Annotated in this window: 17 protein-coding genes; 2 read left to right on the forward strand and 15 right to left on the reverse strand. The window is 56.3% G+C overall.

What is annotated here, in order from left to right; genetic code table 11:
* Positions 1 to 51: 51 nt before the first annotated feature.
* From pheS to JIF53_RS16035, 13 genes are all read right to left on the reverse strand, one after another.
* A complete protein-coding gene (gene pheS, locus JIF53_RS15975; RefSeq protein WP_199453297.1) occupies positions 52 to 1050 on the reverse strand; it encodes a phenylalanine--tRNA ligase subunit alpha in 999 nt (332 codons plus the stop codon).
* A 137-nt stretch (positions 1051 to 1187) separates the two neighbouring features.
* Positions 1188 to 1541, reverse strand: coding sequence for a 50S ribosomal protein L20 (gene rplT / locus JIF53_RS15980; protein ID WP_011785532.1), 354 nt, complete (start codon positions 1539 to 1541; stop codon positions 1188 to 1190).
* A 50-nt stretch (positions 1542 to 1591) separates the two neighbouring features.
* On the reverse strand, positions 1592 to 1783 hold the full coding sequence (rpmI, locus tag JIF53_RS15985) for a 50S ribosomal protein L35 (RefSeq protein WP_007151842.1): 192 nt from the start codon (positions 1781 to 1783) through the stop codon (positions 1592 to 1594).
* 92 nt (positions 1784 to 1875) lie between these two features.
* Entirely contained in the window at positions 1876 to 2421 is a 546-nt protein-coding gene (gene infC / locus JIF53_RS15990; protein WP_081432078.1) for a translation initiation factor IF-3, read from the reverse strand.
* Positions 2418 to 4343, reverse strand: coding sequence for a threonine--tRNA ligase (gene thrS, locus JIF53_RS15995; RefSeq protein ID WP_199453299.1), 1926 nt, complete (start codon positions 4341 to 4343; stop codon positions 2418 to 2420). The genes infC and thrS overlap by 4 nt, the downstream gene beginning before the upstream one ends.
* 151 nt (positions 4344 to 4494) lie before the next feature.
* A complete protein-coding gene (locus JIF53_RS16000; RefSeq protein ID WP_199453301.1) occupies positions 4495 to 7095 on the reverse strand; it encodes a TRAP transporter permease in 2601 nt (866 codons plus the stop codon).
* 80 nt (positions 7096 to 7175) lie between these two features.
* A complete protein-coding gene (locus JIF53_RS16005; protein WP_011785536.1) occupies positions 7176 to 8159 on the reverse strand; it encodes a TAXI family TRAP transporter solute-binding subunit in 984 nt (327 codons plus the stop codon).
* A 187-nt stretch (positions 8160 to 8346) separates the two neighbouring features.
* Entirely contained in the window at positions 8347 to 10734 is a 2388-nt protein-coding gene (locus tag JIF53_RS16010) for an efflux RND transporter permease subunit (protein WP_011785537.1), read from the reverse strand.
* 46 nt (positions 10735 to 10780) lie between these two features.
* Positions 10781 to 11929 (reverse strand): WD40/YVTN/BNR-like repeat-containing protein, encoded by a 1149-nt coding sequence (locus JIF53_RS16015; protein WP_228285587.1) that lies wholly within the window; start codon positions 11927 to 11929, stop codon positions 10781 to 10783.
* Between the two features lie 145 nt (positions 11930 to 12074).
* Positions 12075 to 13463, reverse strand: coding sequence for a DUF1329 domain-containing protein (locus tag JIF53_RS16020; protein ID WP_199453303.1), 1389 nt, complete (start codon positions 13461 to 13463; stop codon positions 12075 to 12077).
* A gap of 205 nt (positions 13464 to 13668) precedes the next feature.
* On the reverse strand, positions 13669 to 16311 hold the full coding sequence (pepN, locus tag JIF53_RS16025; protein ID WP_199453305.1) for an aminopeptidase N: 2643 nt from the start codon (positions 16309 to 16311) through the stop codon (positions 13669 to 13671).
* Between the two features lie 31 nt (positions 16312 to 16342).
* The gene (locus JIF53_RS16030; protein WP_199453307.1) at positions 16343 to 17179 is read right to left on the reverse strand and encodes a DUF2797 domain-containing protein; all 837 of its coding nucleotides are present in this window, start codon (positions 17177 to 17179) and stop codon (positions 16343 to 16345) included.
* Positions 17176 to 17475 (reverse strand): YeaC family protein, encoded by a 300-nt coding sequence (locus JIF53_RS16035; RefSeq protein ID WP_011785542.1) that lies wholly within the window; start codon positions 17473 to 17475, stop codon positions 17176 to 17178. The genes JIF53_RS16030 and JIF53_RS16035 overlap by 4 nt, the downstream gene beginning before the upstream one ends.
* Before the next feature lie 310 nt (positions 17476 to 17785).
* Here JIF53_RS16035 and JIF53_RS16040 point away from each other — a divergent pair, with 310 nt between their 5' ends.
* Positions 17786 to 19021, forward strand: coding sequence for a tyrosine-type recombinase/integrase (locus tag JIF53_RS16040; protein WP_199453309.1), 1236 nt, complete (start codon positions 17786 to 17788; stop codon positions 19019 to 19021).
* Positions 19022 to 19661: 640 nt separating this feature from the next.
* On the opposite strand, the gene JIF53_RS16045 is transcribed toward JIF53_RS16040, so the two are convergent.
* Together JIF53_RS16045 and JIF53_RS16050 are read right to left on the reverse strand one after the other, a co-directional pair.
* Positions 19662 to 20645, reverse strand: a complete 984-nt coding sequence (locus tag JIF53_RS16045; protein WP_199453311.1) for a phage portal protein — start codon at positions 20643 to 20645, stop codon at positions 19662 to 19664.
* Positions 20645 to 22408: a terminase large subunit domain-containing protein gene (locus tag JIF53_RS16050; RefSeq protein ID WP_199453313.1), complete on the reverse strand. Its 1764-nt coding sequence runs from the start codon at positions 22406 to 22408 to the stop codon at positions 20645 to 20647. Before JIF53_RS16050 ends, JIF53_RS16045 begins: the two co-directional genes overlap by 1 nt.
* Positions 22409 to 22570: 162 nt before the next feature.
* Between JIF53_RS16050 and JIF53_RS16055 the strand changes: the two genes are divergently transcribed.
* A complete protein-coding gene (locus JIF53_RS16055; RefSeq protein WP_199453315.1) occupies positions 22571 to 23398 on the forward strand; it encodes a GPO family capsid scaffolding protein in 828 nt (275 codons plus the stop codon).
* Positions 23399 to 23401: the final 3 nt, after the last annotated feature.

The raw sequence follows: 23401 nt of genomic DNA on the forward strand, positions 1-23401 counted from the left end.
TGTCCTGATTCGGTTGATTCTGAGCCTGTTACGCCAATTCCTGGTGTCGTATCAACGGAACTGACGAAGGAAACGCAGGTCGTTTTCGAAGAACATACGCAGGTCTTTTACTCCATAACGAAGCATGGCCAGGCGCTCGACACCCAGACCAAAAGCAAACCCGCGATATTCCTCGGAATCAATACCGCAATATTCGAACACTTTCGGATGCACCATGCCGCAGCCCATCACTTCCAGCCACTTGATGCTGCCATCCTGCTCACGTCCCCATTCAATATCCACTTCCGCCGATGGTTCGGTGAACGGGAAGTAGGAGGGACGGAAGCGCACTTTCAGATCCCGCTCAAAGAAAACCCTGAGGAATTCCTCCACGGTGCTTTTCAGGTCCGCGAAGCTGACATTCTTCTCCACCAGCAGACCTTCCACCTGATGGAACATAGGGGTGTGAGTCATATCGGAATCACAGCGATAGACCCGTCCGGGGCAGATCATGCGGAACGGTGGCTTGCCTGCCTCCATGGTCCGAATCTGTACCGGCGAGGTGTGGGTACGGAGCAAGGTACCCGGATTGAAATAGAAAGTATCGTGCATGGCACGAGCCGGGTGGTGCCCGGGAATATTCAGAGCTTCGAAGTTGTGGTAATCGTCTTCGATTTCAGGCCCCTGCTCTACGCTATAACCGGCACGGGCAAAGATTTCCTCAATGCGCTGCAGGGTGCGGGTTACCGGATGCAAACCACCCAGGTCCTGCCCCCTTCCCGGCAGTGTTACGTCAATGGATTCCGCCGCAAGCCTGGCTTCAATGGCCGCTTTCTCAAGATCTGCCCGCCGTGCGTTGATGGCTTGCTCCACCTGCCCCTTGGCTTCATTGATCTTCTGGCCGGCCGCAGGGCGCTCCTCCGCAGAGAGCTTGCCCAGAGTTTTTGCCTGCTGGGTAATCACACCCTTTTTGCCGAGGTATTCCACACGAATTTGATCAAGCGCCTGCAGGTTGTCGGCCTTTTCTACGGCATTCAACCCGTCCTGAACCAGTTGCTCCAGGTTTTCCATTGACCCTGCTCCAAACCAGAAATGGGGTAGGTTAAAACAAAAATAGGGGAAGAGCGTGCCCTTCCCCTATCAGAAGGCGCCGTCATGAAACATGGGGCGCCCGGATCGATCAGCAATCGATGAAAGAGCTTAAGCGATCACAGGGACGCTTTGGCCTTCTCAACAACAGCGGCAAACGCCTGCTGTTCGTTCATGGCCAGATCAGCCAGAACCTTACGATCGATTTCAACATTCGCCTTCTTCAGACCAGCGATCAGACGGCTGTAAGACAGACCGTTTGCACGGGCGCCAGCGTTGATACGGGCAATCCACAGAGCGCGGAATGCACGCTTACGGTTGCGACGGTCACGGTAGGCATACTGACCGGCCTTGATAACCGCTTGCTTGGCAACGCGGTAAACACGGCTACGGGCACCGTAGTAACCTTTGGCCTGATTGAGAATCTTCTTGTGACGACGACGTGCTACCACGCCACGCTTTACACGAGCCATACTTTAATCCTTCTACCTTTACTTTCTAAGGAATGATTCGCGCGGCTGAATCAGCACGCGGTCATGCGCTTGATAGACGCTACGTCCGACTTGGCGATGAGCTTGGTACCGCGCAGCTGACGCTTACGCTTCGGGCTCTTCTTGGTCAGGATGTGGCTGGTGAAGGACTGCTTGTGCTTGAAGCCAGTGGCGGTCTTCTTGAACCGCTTGGTAGCTCCGCTCTTGGTTTTCATCTTCGGCATTTTTAAAACTCCGCATTCTATTTTGGATAAACAATTGTGCCCCTGAACGACAAATCCCCCGCTAATGCGGGGGACCCGTCACGGGATCAGGTTCACTTCTTCTTGCGGGGTGCGATAACCATGGTCATCTGCCGGCCTTCCATTTTCGGCCGCATCTCAACCTGGGCTATTTCTGCCACATCTTCCTCAATCCGCTGCATGAGCTTCATACCAATTTCCTGGTGTGCCATCTCACGTCCACGGAACCGGATTGTGATCTTGCCGCGGTCCCCGTTCTCAAGGAAACGTACCAGGTTGCGTAGTTTGACCTGATAATCCCCTTCTTCCGTTCCTGGTCGGAACTTCAGCTCTTTGACCTGCGTCTGCTTCTGCTTTTTCTTGGCAGCCGCTTTGGCCTTTTTCTCTTCAAAGATCTTCTTGCCGTAGTCCATTATCTTACAGACGATCGGATCGGAATCCGTAACCTGTACCAGATCCAGGGTCGCCTCTTCCGCCATACGCAGGGCGTCTTCGATCGGAACAATCCCGACCTGATTGCCTTCGGCATCAATCAGTCGGACTTCAGTTGCGTCAATATTCTCATTGATAGGCGCCTTGGGTGCGCGCCCACCCCGATTCGCTCGCTGTTTAATAATCAGATCTCCGTTTTGGTTCTACCTTTGCGCTCGACGTCGGCTGCAAGCAGCTTTTCAAAATCGTCGACCGACATGGTTCCCAGGTCTTCGCCCTTACGTGTCCGGACGGCAACGGCGTTGTTCTCGATTTCTTTATCGCCAACAACAACCAGATAGGGAACCTTATTTAGAGTATGCTCGCGGATTTTAAAGCCGATCTTCTCGTTTCTCAAGTCAGCATTAACCCGATAGCCTGAAGAATCCAGTTTTTTGGCCAGATTCTGACAGTAATCACGCTGTTTATCGGTAATATTCAGGACAGCAACCTGTGTCGGTGCCAGCCAGGTTGGGAAAGCACCCTCGTACTCCTCGATCAGGATACCGATGAAGCGCTCAAAGGAACCCAATACCGCCCGATGCAGCATAACCGGCGTTTTGCGCTCGGAATTGTCGGCCACATACTGCGCCCCCAGACGACCCGGCATCGAGAAGTCGACCTGGATGGTACCACACTGCCATACCCGACCGAGGCAATCTTTCAGAGAAAACTCGATCTTCGGGCCGTAGAAGGCACCTTCGCCCGGCAACAGCTCCCAGTCAACCCCTTCACGGTTCAGCGCCTGCTCGAGCGCTGCCTCGGCTTTGTCCCAGACTTCGTCCGACCCTACCCGCTTTTCAGGGCGGGTGGACAACTTGTAAAGAATTTCACTGAAGCCGAAGTCTGCATATATCTCGTGCAACATGGCAATAAATGCAGACACTTCTTCCTGGATAGCATCTTCCTCACAGAAGATATGGGCATCATCCTGGGTAAAACCACGCACCCGCATCAGGCCATGCAACGCGCCGGAAGCTTCATTCCGGTGACAGGAGCCAAACTCGGCCAGGCGCAGTGGCAGATCCTTGTAGCTTTTCAGCCCCTGATTAAACACCTGCACGTGACACGGACAGTTCATGGGCTTGATGGCGTAATCGTGCTTCTCGGACTCAGTGGTAAACATGTCGTCCTTGAACTTGTCCCAGTGGCCGGACTTTTCCCACAGGGTCCGCGACACCACCTGAGGTGTCTTGATCTCCTTGTAGCCATGCTTATGCTGCTGGGCACGCATGTACTGTTCCACCTCCTGATAGAGGGACCAGCCATCCGGATGCCAGAACACCATACCCGGGGCTTCTTCCTGCATGTGGAACAGGCCCAGCTTCTTGCCAATCTTGCGATGATCCCTTTTTTCAGCTTCTTCCAGGCGGTGCAGGTAGGCCTTGAGGTCTTTCTTGTTACACCAGGCCGTACCGTAGATACGCTGCAACTGCTCATTGCTGGTATCGCCACGCCAATAGGCCCCGGCCACCTTGGTCAGCTTGAAGGCCTTGAGCTTACCGGTGCTGGGCACGTGAGGACCACGGCAAAGATCGATGAAGTCGCCCTGACGATAGAACGACAGGTCTTCCTCTCCCGGAATATCCTCGATGATGCGAACCTTGTACTCCTCGCCCATCTCGTTAAACAGCTTGATCGCTTCGTCCCGGGACATAATGGAACGGGATACCGGCAGATCCTGCTTGGCCAGCTCTTCCATGCGCTTCTCGATACGCGCCATGTCTTCGTTGGTAAACGGGCGCTCATATTTGAAGTCGTAGTAGAAGCCGTTCTCGATTACCGGACCGATGGTGACCTGGGCGCCAGGGAACAGCTCCTGAACCGCCATGGCCATCAGGTGAGCAGTGGAGTGGCGAATAATATCCACGCCTTCTTCATCACGCTCCGTCACAATCGCCAGCTCTGTATCGTTTTCAATCAGGTGGCTGGTATCCACAAGCTTTCCGTTAACCTTTCCGGCCAGGGCCGCTTTGGCCAGGCCCGCGCCAATGTCTGCGGCAACGTCGTGTACGGTTACGGGTTCAGCAAAACTGCGATGACTGCCATCTGGCAGGGTAATGACGGGCATGATGATCTCCTCGTGGTTTCTCAGCGGTGATCTATACCAAAGATCACTTGGTTGCCGGGCTGCGCGACACAAACCGCGAGCCGGATTTGAGGGCGAGTCTAACAGAAAAAAACCCGGCAGCAACGCCGGGTTTTTACGGAGCCGAAGCCAATCAGGCCGGCTGGGGTTGAGCATCCTCCCGCGCCTTGCGCCTGAGCTGTCCGAAAGCGACCAGGCCCAACAGTAACAGTGCCGGGATAAACATCAACTCTTTTGGTGGCCGCTCCAGCTCAATCTGGACTGCATCAATGGTCCAGCCAAACTGGATACCGGCATCTTCCGCAGCACTGCCAAAGTTGACGAAATCCACCACCAGATCACCGCCCTGCTCTGACACTTCCAGGCCTGCACCCGCCAGGCGCTCCTGCGCGGTTTCACCTCCAGGGATCTCAAGCTCGACGTAGGTGGTGACATCACTGCCATCCAGCGCCATGCCTGACACCTTCAGCACCACCTCACCATCAGCAGGCACATCCGCCACGTATTCCATAACGGCGGTCCCCGGCCGCTCTTCGTTCGGCGGATAGATCATGTCCCACCAGAAACCGGGCCGGAACATGGTGAAGGTAATCAGCAACAACAACAGGGTTTCCCACTTCCGGCTCCGGGTGAACCAGAAGCCCTGAGTTGCCGCCGAGAACACCAGCATGGCCGTGACGGCACTGAACACCGTAACCAGCAGATCAAACCAGCCAGTCAGGCCAATCAACAACAGCTGCGTATTGAAGATGAACATGAACGGCAGGATGGCGGTTCGAATATCGTAGGTAAAACCCTGGACACCCGTTCGGATCGGGTCTGCCCCTGAGATTGCCGCCGCCGCGTAGGCGGCCAACCCCACGGGCGGCGTATCATCCGCCAGTATCCCGAAATAGAACACGAACAGGTGCACCGCAATCAGCGGAACGATCAGGCCATTCTGGGCCCCCAGGGTTACGATAACCGGCGCCATCAAGGTGGAAACCACAATGTAGTTGGCGGTTGTCGGCAATCCCATCCCCAGAATCAGACTGATCACAGCAGTGAAGATGAGCATCAGCAGCAGATTTCCGCCAGACAGGAATTCCACGAACTGAGTCATCACCAGGCCGATACCGGTCAGCGTCACCGTACCAACTACGATGCCGGCCGTTGCTGTCGCAACGCCGATACCCACCATGTTCCTGGCGCCGGTCGCCAGCGAATGGAACAAATCACTGATGCCGCCGGTGAACTCAGAAACCAATCCGCCATGCTTGCGGAAAAAGGCCTTCAGCGGCCGCTGGGTAATAACGATAAAGATCATGAACAAGGTCGCCCAGAAGGCAGACAGCTGGGGCGAAAAGCGTTCAACCGTCAGACACCAGACCAGCACCACCACCGGCAGCAGATAATAGAGTCCGGTTTTAACGGTGGGGCCTACCTCTGGCAACTCGTTCATTTCTTTATTGGGATCGTCTTCCTCCAGCTCCGGGAAGCGGGTGGCATAACCTACCAGGCCGACATATATCATCACCAGAATCGGCCCAAGCACCCAGGGCGCGGCCTCACCCAACACCCCTTTGGTCCAGCCAACCCCGTAATAAACCGCGAAGGTCAGTACGATCAGGCCAATCAGAATGACCACCCAGTTCAGCATGCGCTGGGCCAGGGTTGGACGATTCAGCCGCTCTACCCCTTCCATCTTCAGCTTGCAGGCTTCCAGATGGACGATGTAAATCAGGGCAACATAGGAAATCAGTGCCGGCAGAATGGCGTGCTTGATCACCTCGAGATAGGAAATCCCCACGTACTCGACCATCAGGAAGGCCGCGGCCCCCATGATGGGCGGGGTAAGCTGGCCGTTGGTGGACGCAGCCACTTCAACCGCGCCGGCTTTGGTAGCCGGGAAACCGACCCGTTTCATCAGGGGAATGGTGAAGGTACCGGTGGTCACCACATTGGCGATGGAGGAGCCGGAAATCACCCCACTCAGACCACTGGAAACCACCGCCGCCTTGGCCGGGCCTCCGCGCATATGCCCCAGCATGGCGTAAGCCACCTTGATAAAGTAGTTACCGGCTCCCGCCCGCTCAAGCAAGGCACCGAACAACACAAACAGGAAAACAAAGCTGGTAGATACCCCAAGAGCAACCCCGAATACCCCCTCGGTTCCGAGCCATTGGTGGGAAGCCAGCTTGTTCAGGCTCACGCCTTTATGAGAAATCACATCCGGCATGTAAGGGCCGGCCAGTGAATAGGCAATAAAAACCGCCGCAACAACAGTCAGCGGGAGCCCAAGGGCCCTCCGGGTAGCTTCCAGCAGCAATACCAGGCCACCCAACGCCACCCAGAGATCCATGGTGGTTGGTGCCCCCGGCCTCTGCGAAAGAGCATCATAAAAAACATAAAGATAGGAAGCCGCAAACGCAGCAGCCAAAGCCAGTACCCAGTCGTATAGGGGGACCTTGTTGGCATGCACCCCCTTGATCATCGGGAATGCCGAGAAAGCGAGAAACACCGCAAACGCCAGGTGAATTGACCGCGCTTCGGTGGAGTTGAATATTCCGAAATTCAGAATGAACGGCAGGGGTGATGCAATCCAGAGCTGGAACAACGACCAGCACACCGGAACGATGAACAGGATAACCGCTGCAGGCCCGGTCAGCGCCCGGCCTCCGGTTTCGGTCTGCAATACCTGTTCTACCTTGCTGGCATCAACTCCCGCCCCGGTACCGGGGTCATTCTTTGCCATAGAATGTTCCTGTGATGGGAAATAACCTTACTGAATCAACAGAGCGGGCCTCAGCCCGCTCTGTTGATATTCCTGGCCGATCAGTCGATCAGGCCAGCCTCGCGATAGTACTTGGCCGCGCCCGGGTGCAGCGGCGCACTCAGGGCATCAGAGACCATTTCTTCTTTCTTCAGGTTGCCGAAGGCAGGGTGCAGACGCTTGAAGCTGTCGAAGTTCTCGAACACGGCCTTGACCACTTCGTACACGACATCTTCCGGAACGTCAGTTGAGGAAACGAACGTAGCAGCCACACCGAAGGTAGTTACATCTTCGTCGGAACCACGGTACATACCACCCGGAATCACTGCCTTACGGTAGTAGGGGTTTTCCTTGATCAACGCTTCCGTCGCCTTGTTGTCAACGGCAACAATTACACTGTCACAGGACGTGGTGGCTTCCTTGATGGCACCGGAGGGGTGGCCAACGGTGTAGAAGAAAGCGTCAATGTTGCCATCGCACAGCGCCTGGGACTGCTCGGCAGCCTTGATCTCAGCCGCCAGCGAGAACTTATCCATGGTCCAGCCCATTTCATCCATCAGCACTTCTGCTGTGGCGCGTTGGCCAGAACCCGGATTACCCACAGACACGCGCTTGCCTTCCAGGTCTTCAAAGGTCTTGATGCCGGAACCTTTGCTGGCAACCACGGTGAACGGCTCAGGGTGCAGCGAGAAGACCGCACGCAGCTTCTCGTTTTTGCCCGCATCTTCAAACTGGCTGGTGCCATTGTAGGCGTGGTATTGCCAGTCGGACTGGGCAACAGCCAGATCCAGCTCGCCCTGGCGAATGGCGTTCAGGTTGTAAACGGAGCCACCGGTACTCTCAACCGAGCAACGGATACCATGCTCCTTGCGATCCATATTCACCAGGCGACAGATAGCGCCACCCGCCGGATAATAAACGCCGGTAACACCACCGGTACCGATGGTCACGAAGCGCTGTTCCTGCGCGGAAACCGCAGAGGACGCGGCACCCAGGCTCACGGCGGCTGCAACGGCAAAAGCGGACGCTTTGAGTTTCAGTGTCATGTGTGCTCTTCCTTTTCTTGATAGTTATAGTCGATTACCCGCACGGGTATACGGGCAAACATCCGGTTCGTTCTAGAACATAGAACACTTCTGGCCATAAATAAAGGAAGGATTAGCACGCTAACCAGCTGACCTATCAACAAAAAAGCCCGCACAGGCGGGCTTTTTTGCTGGTTCAGGGCGATTTTCAGGACTTCGCAGCCCGTGCTTTCGCCAGCATCTTGTCCGGGCGAAGCAGGAATCTCGCCAGGGCCGGCAGCAGCCAGATTGCCCCTACCATGTTCCACAGGAACATGAAGAACAGCAGGAAGCCCATGTCCGCCTGGAACTTGATCGGAGAGAATATCCAGGTCACAACACCAAGACCCAGAGTCACACCGGTAAAGATAACCGCCTTACCGGTGGAGCGCAGGGTTTCATAGTACGCCTCCTGCAGCGTCTTGCCCTCCAGCAGGAACTTTTCAAGTTTGCTGTAGATATAGATACCGTAGTCCACACCGATACCCACACCCAACGCAATCACCGGCAGCGTGGCCACCTTGATACCGATACCGGACACCGCCATGATCGCCTCACACAGGATGGAGGTCAGGCCCAGCGGAATCACAATACAGGCCACAGCCCTGATGGAGCGGAAGGTCAGGAAGCAGAGCAAACTCACTACGCCATACACCAGCAGCAGCATCATGTCCTTGGCGTTCGAGATCACCTCGTTAGTCGCCGCTTCGATACCGGCGTTACCAGCTGCCAGCAGGAAGGTATGCTCTTCGTTGCTGTTGGCATCGGCGAACTGTTCGACCCGCTCGACTACCGTTTCCAGAGTTTCCGCCTTGTGATCTTCCAGGAACACCAGAACCGGCGTGAGACTGCAGTTGGTATTAATCAAACCTGCCGGCGCGTCACGAATGGAGGCATTGATGATGGTCTGGTTGCGGGAAATCTCGTACCACTTCCAGTTACCCTCGTTCAGAGCCTTGGTAACCAGCTTGGAGACATCAGCCAGGGAGGCGGAGCTCTGCACACCCGGAGTGTTCTGCAGCTCCCACTGCAGACTGTCCATGGCCCGGAGTACGTTGTACTGGGTACATTGTTCTTCCGGGGTCTTCACCATCACCACAAGCACGTCTGCACTGGTGGAATAATTGTTGATGATGTAGGCGTTATCCTTGTTGTAGCGGGAATCCGGGCGCAATTCGGGCGCACCCTGGTCCAGGTCCCCCACTTTCAGGTCCTGCTTGTAGTACATGCCCAGCCCCAGGCCGATCACCGCGATCAGCAGGGAAATCGGCGCAACCCCCGGATGGGAGAAGTAGGACATGACCCGCCACTTGCGGTCCTGCTTTTCACCATGATTCTGAACATGCTGGACACCGCCTTTGGAGATGCCGATGTAAGACATGATCAGAACGTGCAGCACCAGGTTGGTGATAATGACGAACGCCACACCCAGACCGGCCGCCACAGCCAGATCACGAATAACGTCGATTTCGATAAACACCAGCGTGAGGAAGCCGACAGCGTCAGAAATCAACGCCAGCATGCCCGGAATATAAAGAGCCCGGAACGCCAGACGTGCTGAGGTGACGGCATCGAAACCTTTGGCCGACTCAACCGCCATGGCATTAACGATCTGAACCCCATGACTGATACCGATCGCGAACACCAGAAACGGCACCAGTACCGAGTATGGATCCAGGCCATAGCCCAGCAGCCGCAGGGCCCCCAACTGCCAGAACACGGCAATGATTGAGGTAAAGATCGGCACCAGGGTTCCGGCGATACAGCGGGAATACCAGAACAGCAGCAGCGTGGTCAGCAGAATGGTAATGCCGGCAAACCAGGCAATGGAGCCGATACCTTCAATCAGGTCACCGACTTTCTTGGCGAAACCAACAATGTGAATATTGACGTTCGGATTCTGTGCTTCGTACTTCTCCCGGATCTTCTCTTCCAGCTCACGGGAGAATGCTGCGTAATCCAGAGCCTCACCAGTTTCCGGATTTTTCTCATACAGGGGAGCATACACAATCGTGGACTTGAAGTTGTCTGATATCAGACGGCCCACTTCGTTCGAACGCAATACGTTCTGGCGCAACTGCTCCAGGCTCTCCCGGGAGCCATCGTAGCCATCCGGAATAACCGTACCGCCCTGGAAGCCCTGCTCGGTAACCTCTACCCAGCGAACGTTCGATGTCCACAAGGTTTTCAGGCCGGAACGGTCCACCCCATTCAGATAGAACACCTCATCGGTGATCTGCTTGAGGGTTTCCATGTATTCGGCAGTAAAGATGTCGCCTTCTTCCACGGCAACCGCAATCCGGACAAAGTTACCCAGGTTGTCCAGGTCGTCCCGGTGATCCAGCATATTGACGATGTACGGATGTTCCAGCGGAATCATCCGCTCAAAACTGGCATCCGGCTGAATTTTGATGGCGTTGTAGCCAAGAAACAGCGTCAGCACAAAAAAGGCGACCAGGATCAGCGCCCGGTTGTTGAAAAGTAAACGCTCAAGGAACGGTTCCGCCTTGGGCGTTGTCAGGTAATGTTCACCCCTGTCATGCATCGGGTCAGACATTAAAAAACCCCTCTATCCATTAATCCGTTGATGCCACACCAGGGCGTTAATTCAGGTTCCGGCCGCGAGCGTCGGTAATCTCAACACCGCCTTCGCCGACCAGCAATAGATTGGTTCCCGGCAATGGAACCACACCCATGACACCTTCCCGGTCATTGCGGAAGTAGGGGCGGAAGCTTTCACCATTGTTGGTGCTCATCAGCACTGCGCCGCCATTTCCCACCAGGGTAATGCGTCCATCCTCGGCCACCGCCGCGTTATTCAGGGTGGCGCCACCCTCATTGGGCACCATGGTCCAGCTGCGGCCAAGATCGGTCGACAGCAGAGTGTTGCCCCGCAAGCCGAACGCCAGCACCTCGTTCACCCGCCCGGTTCCGGTGACGCCAAACAGGGAGCCGTCGTAAGGGCTTTCCCGCTTCTCCCAGGATTCTCCGCCGTCAACAGATACGTGAATCTGACCAGCTTCACCGACCACCACCAGCGCGCCACCGGCTACCTCGGTAATGCTGTTGTAGTGGAAGTTGGTTGGGTTATCGAGTTTCGGCGCCCAGTCTTCCCAGGTCTGCCCACCATCCTGGGTTCGCAGAATCATGCCATAGGCACCCACCACAAAACCGTGGTTCTCGTCTTCGAACCAGACATCAAGGAACGGGTTAACCGGCCCGATTTCCATATCTGCCTGGGTGTTTTCGAGGGCGAAGAACAGATCGTCAAGCGCCCACTCCAGGTCAGCCTTCTCTTCTTCCGGAGCCTGTTCAATGCGCTCTTCCAGCTCAGCAATCTGGTCTTCCTTGCTGGCAATCACCAGCTCGGCGGCCTGAATACCATCGAGCTGCAGCTCCCAGGTCTCCCCGGAATCGCTGGAATGCAGCACAACACCGCTGTGGCCAACCACCCAGCCATGCTGCTCGGTGCCAAAATCAACGGCGGTCAACGTGACCGCCACCGGCACCTCGGCCTGCGTCCACGACTGGCCCTGATCGTCGGAATAGATTACGTGCCCACGCTCACCCACTGACACGATTCGATCGTCTGCGCGGGTTGCGTCGGTCAGTAGTGACTGGGGAGCCAGTTCTGTTGGCCTCGCCGGTGTCTCGATAATATCCGCGAGTGCAAATGCCGCTGGAGCTGCCAGTGCCATAGAGAGGCCAAGGCAGGCAGTTCCCAGTGTCTCGCACATGAACCTTTTAGCCATTCAGATTGCCTTTACGTTGGTTAAATCCTGATGCGCCTGCTGCACGACTGGCAGCAGCCCTCGCAAACAAACCGGCAGCCCCCTGGGCCGCCGGTCGACATCCTGCTTGTGGCCTCAGGCGCCGGATCAAACCGGCGCCGAAGCCTCAGCGTACGCTTCGCCTGCGCAAAGAAGCTGGCGAGAAGTACCGTGTGTTTGGTACATCATTGGTAAATACACGGGTATTCGGCTCTTCGGTGTCCAGACCCAACACGTGATATCGACGCGCCTGGAGATCGTGATACACATCAAGCACCGTCCAAACCCCCGGCAACTCGTAGTAGTTCTTGGGAATACCCATGGTCACACGCCAGAGATTGCCGCGACCGTCATACTGGTCGAGCAATACGGTGTTCCAGCTGTCTTCATCCACATAGAAGCGGCGCTTACCGTAGATGTGACGCTCGCCTTCCTTGAGGGTCGCTTCGACCACGTGCACGCGGTGGAGCTCCCAGCGGGTCAGATCAGGATTGAGGTGGGACATACCCAGAATTTCAGAGTAAGGCGTTCCCTTCTCACCGATCCGGTAGTTGTTGTAGGGAATGTAGATTTCCCGAACACCTTCGTAATCCCAGTTATAGCGATCCATGGCACCGTTGAAGATATCGGTGTCATCAGCGGTACGCAGGTTATCGGAGGCCGCAATCGGTGAGTCGTAGCCCAGGTTCGGAGCACGGCGGACACGACGTTGACCAGCGTTATAGCCCCAGCCATTGCGCGGATTGATGATCTGATTCAGGGTTTCGTGAATCAGAATGGCGCCACCGGCAAGACGGGGTGGCGACTGAGTGAACGACAGATAGTAGAAGATCACGTTGTCCAGATCTTCTTCACCACCCTCAGGGTTGTAGAAGTTGAAGAACGCTTCCTGCTGAGAGGTCACCAGGCTGTAGTCGCCGTTGGTCTGAACCGCCACCTCACTGGAGCGCCGGGTGACAGACACACCGCGCCAACGGGTCAGGTGGTTCCAGATTACCTGCCAGGCCTTTTCTTCATTATTGCCGTGAAGAATCGGGAAAGGATAGCCACCAAAGGCACCCTCAATACCCTCTGCCTCACCCACAATCTCGGCATTTACCGCGTTCTTACGGGTGTTTTCAGCCACCCATTCGGGCACCGCGTGGGTGCGCCGGGACTGATACACGGGTATGCGGAAGGTGGTCGGGTAGGTTTCCAGCATCGCCCGGACGCCATCGGTCAGATACTCGCTGTACTGATCCATGTTGGAGGCTGTAATGGTAAACAGCACTTCGTCGTCAGGGAATGGATTGATATGGTGCTGCCCGCTGCCCTCGTAGCCAGCCGGCGGCTCCGTCAGGCCGCCATCCCACGCCGGAATGGTGCCGGCATTGTTACCGGCCTTGGGTGAACCGAACGGGGTGAGATCCTGGCCAAGGCGCGCTGCCTCGGATGAAGACACTGCCGCCTGAAGTGGCGAAGCAGCAAAGGACAGAGCCAGCAACCCGCCAAACAAAACGTTTTTGTTGTATCTCATTGTGCAACCTTAAATCCGTCTGGAAGCCTCTGTGGGCCTTTTTGTTATCGTCTGATGCAATCGCAGACTTTCTGACAGATTAGCCGATCCGGCAACATTGTCTATCGACCGAAAGTGCGATTTTGTATCCGGCTGTGACGACGGCTTTACAATCACAGCCAGACAAAGGGCCCCACGGCATCAGTCGCGGGGCCAGGCTCCGGCGTCAGTCTGCCAGGCTCTTGTGTACTACTTCATACACGTCTCGGGACAACTCGGCTTTATCGCGAATCCGCTCCAGTGCCGATTTCATCTGTTTGCTATACCCGGGAGCGAACTTCCGCCAACGGGTCAGCGGTGCCACCAGTCGCGCCGCAATCTGGGGATTGCTGTCATCCAGTCGGCATACCTGCTCGGCAAGGAATTCATACCCGCTGCCGTCAGGATTGTGGAATGCCGCCAGGTTCTGGGCCGCAAAGGCACCCACGACAGAGCGCACCTTGTTCGGATTCTTCCAGTCAAACGCCGGGTGATCGAGCAACTGCCGTATCTGCGGCAGCTGACCTGCACGATCGCTGGAAGCCTGCACCGAGAACCACAACTCTACCACTTGCGGGTCGTCGCTGAATCGCTTGTAAAAGGCTTCCAGGGCCTGTGTTCGATCTTCCGCGAAATCAGAATTCACCAACGCTCGCAGTGCGCCGAGCCGGTCAGTCATGTTATCAGCGCCCCGGAACTGCTCTTTGGCCAGCGCCAGCGCTTCCTGATCACCAATATGTAGCAACCAGCCCAGCGCGGTGTTACGGAGACTGCGGCGGGCAATGGCCTCGGGCGTCAGCTGGTAATCGCCCTGCCCGGCGTTACGCTGATAACAGGCCATGAGTTCATCCCGCAGGCCTTCAGCCAAATAACCAAGCACCTTTTCACGGGCCTGGTGAATGGCAGCAACATCAGCCTGCTCCGCCAGCTCAATGAGATAGGCCTCTGAAGGCAACTGCAGCATCTTTGCCATCAGAGCCTGATCCAGCTCGCTGTCCTGCAGCAACGACCGATAGGCATCCACCAGGCGCGGCTCCACCCCGGCAGACTCCGGAGCCCCCACCAGAGACTGAATAACGTCCACGGCCAGGCGCTGACCTGCGTCCCAGCGGTTAAAACCGTCCGGATCATGGCTCATCAGGAACAGTAGTTGCTCCCGCGTCCAGGGGTAGTGCACCCGCACGGGGGCAGAAAAATCTCTCAGCAGAGAAGGTACCGGGCGCTCCGACAGGCCCTCAAACTCAAAGCAGTGTTCCGCCTGGCTCAGCTCCAGCACCCGCTCCAGAGGCGCTTCGCCACTCTCACCACTCAGCTTCAGGGGCAGAGGCTGCCCGTCGGCGCCCAGAAGCCCGAGCGCAAACGGAATATGCTGCGGCTTCTTGTCGGTCTGGCCCGGCGTGTCAGGAATACTCTGGCGCACGGTAAGCCGATAGACACCGCGCGCCTCGTCGTACTCATCAGACACCGAAACCACCGGCGTGCCGGCCTGCTCATACCATAGCCGGAACTGGCCCAGGTCCCGCCCGGACGCGTCTTCCATAGCGCGAACAAAATCATCGGTGGTGACCGCCTGCCCGTCATGGCGCTGGAAGTACAGATCGCTGCCCTTACGGAACATCTCGTCACCAAGGAGGTTGTGGATCATCCGAACCACTTCGGCACCCTTTTCGTAGATGGTCAGGGTATAGAAGTTGGAGATTTCCATGTAAGACGCCGGGCGCACCGGGTGGGCCATGGGGCCGGCATCCTCGGCAAACTGTGCTGTGCGCAACAGGGTGGCATCCTCTATTCGTTTCACCGTCGGCGATCCCATATCGGCAGAGAACTGGGAATCCCGGAACACCGTAAAACCCTCTTTCAGGCTCAGCTGAAACCAGTCGCGGCAGGTTACCCGGTTGCCGGACCAGTTATGGAAGTATTCGTGGGCGACGATGGCCTCGATACGCTGGAAGGCGGCGTCCGTGGCAGTCTCCTGACTGGCCAGCACACACGAAGAGTTGAAAATATTCAGCCCTTTGTTTTCCATGGCGCCCATGTTGAAGTCGTCCACCGCCACGATCATGAAGATATCCAGGTCGTACTCCCGCCCGTAGACCTCTTCGTCCCAGCGCATGGAACGCTTGAGGGCATCCATCGCGAAATCACACTTCTTCGCGTTGCGGGGCTCGACATACATCCGCAGATCAATGTTGCGGCCGGAACAGGTGGTGAAGGTATCTTTTTTCTCCTCCAGGTCTCCGGCTACCAGGGCAAAGAGGTAAGCCGGCTTGGGGAACGGATCTTCCCAGGTGACAAAATGGCGACCATTTTCCAGCTCGCCCTTATCCACCGGGTTACCATTGGAGAGCAGCACGGGATAGGCGCTTTTGTCTGCCTCGATACGGGTACGGAAGCGCGCCATGACATCCGGCCGGTCCGGATAGAGGGTAATGCAGCGAAATCCTTCCGCCTCGCACTGAGTGCAGAACATACCGGAGGACTTGTACAAACCTTCCAGCCGGGTGTTGTTCTGAGGTTCGATCCAGGTGACTACCTGCAGCTCGAATTCTTCCGGCACCGAGGGCACGACCAGCGCATCGCCACGGTCTTCGAACTCACCGGTGCCCAGAGGCGAGCCATTCAGGGCAACCGATTCCAGTTGCAGACTATCACCGTGCAGAAACAGAGGGGCAGCGCTCTCCGCGGAATCCGGGTTGCGGCGCACAGTCAGGGTACTGTGCACACGGGCGCCGTCTTCAAATAATTCAAAACGCAGATCCACCTGATCAACCAGATACGCAGGAACCTTGTATTCACTCAGGTAAATGGTTTGTGGCTGGTTGGTTCGCATTCATACTCTCCAGAGAAAAGACATGGCGGATTCAGTCAAGAACCCGGAACCGGACTTCATAGCCGGTAAATTTGCGGATATTGATTACACCGGTGTCGAGCATCAGATACTGGCCTTTGATACCTTCCAGCAAGCCTTCCACTTCCGGCGTTTTGTCCAGATTATGGGTTTTCACCTTGGCCGGCCATACCTGAACCGGATAACCCAGCCCAAGTGTGGCTTCGTCCACAATTCGTATGCTGTCTTCACCATGCTGCGCCCGCAATTGCGCCAGGTCGTCTGCGATCAAGTCCAACAGGCGCTCACGCTCCTGCACCAGATCCAGCTCCGGCACATCACCCTTTAGCATGGCTCGCCAGTTGGTGCGGTCGGCCACGTGGTTCTTGCACGCCACTTCCACCAGACCAGACAGGTAACGGCTGGCGACCCGCAGCATCGGTATCGCCGTTACCGCCCCCTGATCAATCCAGCGGGTCGGTACCTGGGTGGCCCGTGTTATACCCACTTTCAAGCCGCTGGAATTGGCCAGATACACAACATGTTCAACCATGCAGTTGGCCTCGCCCCACTCCGGCTCCCGGCAGGTACCCAGGTGATAGTGGCATTTTTCCGGGCTCATGATGCAGCTGTCGCAGGCGGCCAGCTTTCGGAAACACGGATAGCAGTAGCCCTGACTGAAACTCTTTTTGGTGGTGCGATCGCAATGAATACAGCGAATCACGCCATCAAAATTCAGCCGCACCTTATGACCAATAAGGTCATTCAGGGTAATGCGTTTGTCGCCGATAGCCAGGTTATAGGCCACCGGGTCGCCGGCCTCGGCCGGCATCTTACGAAGCCGACCGGTTACATCAATGGATTCGCTCAAACCTTGACCTCAACAAACTGATCGGGGTCCACATCGTTGTTACCCTGGCGATCTTTGCGGAACTGCACAGACGGATCGCAAGCGGTACCGGCTTTCTCGCCACGGTCCAGGTATCCCACTCGCTGTTCTTCCGGCACGTTGTGCTTCTCTTCATAATAAATCACAGCTTCAAGGCTGATAGCGCGCTGCTCACGGGTCAGCGCGCGACCATCTGGCCATTTGCCAAGCTCAATGGCCCGTTTCAGGTTGCGGTAAACCGTCGGGTCCAGCCGCTCAATCAGTTCTTCGTATGTCATTCCCGCCTCCTGAACGTTTCTTCATATAAAAAAATGCCAAGACCGTTTGACAATTAAAAATGATAACGATTATCATTAATTCACCAAATGACAACGGTCGTATCATTTGGTCTCTCTCATCAGGAGCTAGAGAGGCTAACCGAGTGTAACCGTACTTGGCTAGAACTCTCGTTGAAAGCTCGTTAGGGCTGGTATAGTGTTCACCTGATTTAACCAGGCGTCACCGTGCCAGCCCCTTTTTTTATGTATACCCCTTTGTATACCTGGCCCCGCCTTGTAGACCTGTGCTCAAACTACACCGGATCAATGCATGAAACGGTCACAGATCAAGCGACGGCCGCTCGCCGATACAGTTCTGGACAACCTGGAGCCTGAAAGCAAGGACTATCGCGAAAAAGACAGTCCTGGCCTGTATTTTCGGGTGAAATCCAACGGTACCAAGTCCTGGAACCTCAGATACAAACGTCCGAACGGTAAATGGGCATGGCTTGGACTGGGATCTTACCCGAATGTTTCCGGCGAGGCAGCCCGGGAAAAGGCTTACGCTCTGCAGAAGAAAGCGGCCAGCGGTGTCGACTTGAAAGAATACAGCGAGGGCAAACGCTCAAAACCGCTGTTCCGAGAGGTCGCCGAGGACTGGTACCGGCGCAAATCCGGGGATGATCTCGCACCGAAGACTCTGAGACTGATGCGGGATGCCCTGGACAATGACATCCTGCCGATTCTCGGCGACTACAAGATAGACACTGTGACGCGAGCTCAGTGCACCAAGGTCCAGTCACGCATCGAGGAACGAAAGGCCTTCGAAATAGCGAAGAAGGTCCGGAGCTGGCTGAACCAGATCTTCAAACTGGCGATCGCCCACGGCCACCGGGAATTCAACCCGGCCGGTGAACTGGGCGAGGTTGCCCGCAAGGCGCCACCGACAAAACACCACCCTTTCCTGCTGGAGCCAGAGCTCCCCGCTTTTCTGAACAGCCTCCACCGATCCAACAGCACGTTCAACACCAGAGTTGGTTTGTGGATGCTGCTGTTAACAGCGAGTAGACCAGGCATGGTTCGGCATGCCGAATGGCCTGAAATCGATCTGGACGAAGCGTTATGGACTATTCCAGGAACTAAAATGAAAAAGGACCTGGACATCGTCATAAGCTTGCCGACTCAACTCGTGCGATGGCTTGAGCTCTTATCTGACGTGACAGGCAATTGCCGCTGGCTGTTCCCTGGTAGCCGAGATTCACGCCGACCGATCAGCCACACCTCGTTCAACATGGCGCTGAACCTGATGGGATATAAGGGAAAGCTGGTCGGCCACGGAGCTCGACACACGGCCTCAACGCTGCTGCGCGATCACGGTTGGCGAAAGGACTTTGTCGAACGCCAGCTGGCGCACGTTGAGGGTGGTGTCTCTGGTGTTTACAACAAAGCCGAGTACCTTCGGCAACGGCGGCAGATGATGCAGTGGTACGCCGATTACCTCCACGCTCTGGCCGATGGCACCGCCCAGGAGAAACAGGACGACTTCTCCGTGCGTATTCTCCGCTGATACGAGCTCTCCTCACATTCACGCCTGCAGACCAGCTCCGTTTATTGCCTGAACTCTGTTTATAAAAGAGCGGCGATTTTGAGTGATATACGCGCGTGTGTGCGTGCGCGTTGGGCGGGCTGGCTCAGAATGCAGGAGGGCTTCGGAAAAGTGTAACAACTGTAATAAGTGTAATATTTGCTTATAGCTATCTGATTTTATTGATAATTACTTGTTACACTTTTGAAGGTAAAAACGTAACGTTGTTACACTTTCTACCTGTAACAAATAGCGATCATCTACCCTAATAAAATCAACGATGTAGCATTTCCGTTACGTTTTGTTGCACTTTGGGTGTAACAGGATTTTTCTATATATATCAGTTACCTGAAAGCCATTTTCAGCCCCTGTTACGTTGTTACACTTTTCCGAAGACCCCCCTACTTCGCAGGACCCGGCAGACCATCAATCAATGACTTACAGCTCATGCAGCGTTTGAAATTCCGGGCCGTTGAAAAACCTCGGTACCAAGAGCGCGCAGGCGGGGCGGGGTGACCGCGAGCGTCGGGTGTGGGCACCCCGCCCCGGGGGTGGCCTATCTCGGGCACAAAAAAAGACCACCCGAAGGTGGCCAAACGCTGACGCAGTCGTCTAAAGAGGTTCAGGCGGTTGGTTCGCCCAGGCTGTAGGGCCGGAAGCGGATCACTTCCTTGCCCACGATGTCGTTCATTTCCAGCAGCCGCTCCTGCAGTGGCTCCAGTTCGTTGGCCGCGAAGACTCGGGCAGCTTTTTCCGAATCGCCGAAGCCGCTGGTGTTAGTTGGGATGATGCCCATCAGCTGGGGCGGCACGCGATGGCCGGCCAGTTGGTCGTCACGGGTGGCATTCTTGATGTTCCAGAACTCGTCCTTGGCCGCTACTTCACTCACAGGGATCACCTGCATGCCGTCTTTCTTGCCGTTCGGGGCATACATGAACAGGTTCTTGAAGTTGCCCGGCCCCTTGCTTTCACGCAAAGCTTTGCGAAGGGCATCGATGTCTTCCTGATTCTGAGCGGGATCAGTCATGTACATTATGAACCCGGCGTGGCTTCCGTTCTGGTAATACTTCCGGCGAAATAGCGTGGCGCTTTCATTCAGCCAGGCAGATTGCAGGGATCCGATGTAATCCGGAACGCCATAGAGTTCCTGGTCGATATCGGGCTCCATCAGGTGAACAATGCTTCCTCGCGGAAACTCCTGTTTCTGCTCCCAGTCGTGAACCCACCAGTACTGATCTTCCTCGACACCACGGCGGCAGTACTTCGCCAGAGCAGGCCGGATCCGTACCAGATTACCGAGCCGGTTGGTCAGCTGTTCCCCATAGAGGTTGCCGAACACCAGGTAATCCAGAGCCATGCGAGAGAAATCCTGACGGCTCAGGTACTCGGTTGGCTGGAAAGACTTCACCAGAATGTTCCGTTTCACCTGGAGTGCGCTTCCATGGTGAGCCGTTGCCCGGTATGACTTGGCCAGCGCCGATTGGTCCACCGGCGGTTCGTAGTAATCCATTCCAGCCATCCAGCAGCCGGTATAGAGCATGTCATACCGGTCCATCACCGGTACCGGGTCACCGAAGGTGAAAGCTTCAACGTGCGGTTTGGTCATCAATAAATCTCCATCATGCTGCCACCTTGTTCGGTTGGCCCTTCGAGGGGTTCATTTGCCAGTGCGTGCATTACCGCCCATGCCAGATCGGCGTGGCCGGTGTCTTCACGACGGCCGGATTTGTAGGTGATGTGGCGTTGGGAATCGGTCATTCCCCGGCGGATTGCCATAAAGCTCTGGGCCAGATCGCTCCAGCCGGCATCAAACTGGAGGCGACCGCGGTCGATGATGTTCTGGGTTTTGATCACCAGACGGGCTTTAACATCCGGGCTGTAGTTGAATCGTGTTACCGCGGGGAAGAACTTCTCCACTAACTCGGCGACAGCTTCACCCAGGCCGGTGGTATCGATGCCGATGTAGGCGACGTTGTAGCGATGAGTGAGCTTGCGGATCTCCTCGGCCTGCTGTTCATAGTCCAGGCCCCGGAAGCGCTGTTTCTCGATTACCCGGTGGGGCTTGAGGTTGGATCTTGATGGAGACACCACGGCAACACCGGCTCCGTCTCCATCCTCGCTGCCGCCTGCCGGATCGTAACCAATCCAGACCGCACCATCACCGAGCGGTCGATCGGTGTACGGCTTCAGGTCTCGCCATTCCACCCAACTGTCCACCATGCAGCGCTGCAGCTTGGCCAGGGGGAACACGGCGTGGGTGTCATCCACGAACTGGCACATCAGCAGGTTCGCGTATTCATCATCGGAGTACTCGAGGCGCAGCTGGTCGATATCGAACAGGTCGCACCCACCTGCCATGGCATCTTCGACGGTAACGATCTGGCGCCATTGGCCATCACCACACGCCATGCCATTGGCAAGTGCCGCATGGGAAGTGTCGATGCTTACTCGCTTATCCTTGGCCCGGCGTTTGTTGAACAGGTCACCGGTCCAGAATGGGTAGGCATCATGGGTGATCGCGGAAGGTGTGGAGAAATAGGTCTGGCTCCACTTCTTGTGCATGGCCATGCCGGAGGCCACCTTCCGGAACTCCTGGAAGTTCTGGATCCAGAAGTACTCATCCATGTACAGATCGCCGTGGTAACTCTGGGCGGTTCGGACGTTGGTACCGAGAAAATATAGGGTGGCGCCATTGGGCAGCACCAGCGGATCGCCTCGAAGTTCAACCCCGCAAGTGTCCTTGATGAACTGGACGATGTACTGCCGGAAAACATGGGCCTGGGCCTTCGAGGCACTGAGGAAGATCTTGTTTTTGCCGGTGTGGAACGCATCCACGATCGCTTCCCGGGCAAAGTACCAGGTTGCACCGATCTGGCGTGACTTCAGAATGTTCCGGATCCGTTGGGTAAGGCCCGCCACCTTCCACTTGTGCTGGTAGTCGAAAAGCGATTCATCGAAGGCTTTTTCGATCAGTTCCAGGCCTTCCTCGCCGATATCGTTCTTGGCCTTTCTGGGCGCCCGGTTCCGCTCCTGGATCTTCGGGTTCAGATCCGATTCGCGGCCGGTCTCCTCATACTTATGGACACGAGCCAACCGTTCGAACTGCCGTCCTAGCAGATCGATTTCCTTGTAGTCCTTCCCTTCCTTCGGGTCCTTGAAGATCAGCTGAATCATCCGAGATTCGAGCGAACTCTCCACCCGCTCCATCGGTGGAGCGTCGTCCCATTTGAATCGCTTTCGCCAGGCGTTGATCAACTGCGGGCTAATGTCCAGGTGCTCCGCAATGCGCGAAGGCCGCCACCCCATCCACAGCAGAGTGCGGGCGGAGACGAACTGTTCTCTGTATTCCGATTCGACGACTTTATCCATGCAGCCAGCGTAAAGGCTGCGCGCGAGGGTTCAGCGTGCGGTGTTTTGTATGGGGAATCGACACAAAGGCGGCAGGTTGGCATTGAATGCCCTTCCCACGAATCTGGGGGCACTTGCATGACAACTGAGTAAGCATCGCCCAACAGGCACTGGAGAGGCAACATGAAAAAATGGTTCCGAGTGGCCACCGAAGGCGCCACTACCGATGGCCGGGCTATCAGCCGGGCGTGGATCGAGCAGATGGCCAAGAACTTCAACCCGCAGAAGTACGGTGCCCGGGTTTGGCTGGAGCACATGCGCGGCATGTTTGCCGATGGCCCTTTCAAAGCCCTGGGTGATGTCCACGCACTTCGGGCTGAAGAGAACGCCGACGGCAAGATGGAGCTCTTTGCCCAGATCGAGCCGACCAACGACCTGGTCAGCATGAACAAGGAGCGTCAGAAGATTTACACCTCCATCGAGGTGGATCCGGAATTCTCAGATACCGGCGAAGCCTACCTGGTAGGTCTGGCCGTCACCGACTCCCCAGCGTCCCTCGGTACCGAGATGCTTCAGTTCAGTGCCAGCGCCAAAACCAACCCGCTGAACGACCGAAAGCAACGCCCGGAAAACCTGTTCACCGCTGCCCTGGAAACCGAGTTGGACTTCACCGAAGAAGCCGGTGGCGAATCCGGCAGCGACCCGGAAGAGCCCAGCCTGTTCGAAAAGGTGAAGGCTCTGTTCACCAAGCACCGGGAAGCCGGCGCCGCCAAATTCGCCGACTTCAAAAAGGATCTGGAGAGCACGCTGGGCCTGTTCGTATCCGAAGCGCAGGAGCTGCGGAGCGAACTGGAGAAAACCCAGGGGCATTACAGCCAGCTGAAGAAGGACCACGAAACGCTGGAACAGCAGTTCAACGAACTGAAGGCCCAGCTGGAGAAATCCCCCCACAACCACAGCCAGCGTCCGCCCGCCACCGGTGGCGAAAACGCAATCCTCACCGACTGCTGAAGG

The organism is Marinobacter sp. bablab_jr008 (genome assembly GCF_016464145.1).
Taxonomy (GTDB): Bacteria; Pseudomonadota; Gammaproteobacteria; order Pseudomonadales; family Oleiphilaceae; genus Marinobacter; species Marinobacter nauticus.

Coding starts and splice junctions, on each gene's coding strand:
- pheS (WP_199453297.1), bottom strand. CDS start 1,050: ATGGAAAACCTGGAGCAACTGGTTCAGGACGGGTTGAATGCCGTAGAA.
- rplT (WP_011785532.1), bottom strand. CDS start 1,541: ATGGCTCGTGTAAAGCGTGGCGTGGTAGCACGTCGTCGTCACAAGAAG.
- rpmI (WP_007151842.1), bottom strand. CDS start 1,783: ATGCCGAAGATGAAAACCAAGAGCGGAGCTACCAAGCGGTTCAAGAAG.
- thrS (WP_199453299.1), bottom strand. CDS start 4,343: ATGCCCGTCATTACCCTGCCAGATGGCAGTCATCGCAGTTTTGCTGAA.
- JIF53_RS16000 (WP_199453301.1), bottom strand. CDS start 7,095: ATGGCAAAGAATGACCCCGGTACCGGGGCGGGAGTTGATGCCAGCAAG.
- JIF53_RS16005 (WP_011785536.1), bottom strand. CDS start 8,159: ATGACACTGAAACTCAAAGCGTCCGCTTTTGCCGTTGCAGCCGCCGTG.
- JIF53_RS16010 (WP_011785537.1), bottom strand. CDS start 10,734: ATGTCTGACCCGATGCATGACAGGGGTGAACATTACCTGACAACGCCC.
- JIF53_RS16015 (WP_228285587.1), bottom strand. CDS start 11,929: ATGGCTAAAAGGTTCATGTGCGAGACACTGGGAACTGCCTGCCTTGGC.
- JIF53_RS16020 (WP_199453303.1), bottom strand. CDS start 13,463: ATGAGATACAACAAAAACGTTTTGTTTGGCGGGTTGCTGGCTCTGTCC.
- pepN (WP_199453305.1), bottom strand. CDS start 16,311: ATGCGAACCAACCAGCCACAAACCATTTACCTGAGTGAATACAAGGTT.
- JIF53_RS16035 (WP_011785542.1), bottom strand. CDS start 17,475: ATGACATACGAAGAACTGATTGAGCGGCTGGACCCGACGGTTTACCGC.
- JIF53_RS16040 (WP_199453309.1), top strand. CDS start 17,786: ATGAAACGGTCACAGATCAAGCGACGGCCGCTCGCCGATACAGTTCTG.
- JIF53_RS16045 (WP_199453311.1), bottom strand. CDS start 20,645: ATGACCAAACCGCACGTTGAAGCTTTCACCTTCGGTGACCCGGTACCG.
- JIF53_RS16050 (WP_199453313.1), bottom strand. CDS start 22,408: ATGGATAAAGTCGTCGAATCGGAATACAGAGAACAGTTCGTCTCCGCC.
- JIF53_RS16055 (WP_199453315.1), top strand. CDS start 22,571: ATGAAAAAATGGTTCCGAGTGGCCACCGAAGGCGCCACTACCGATGGC.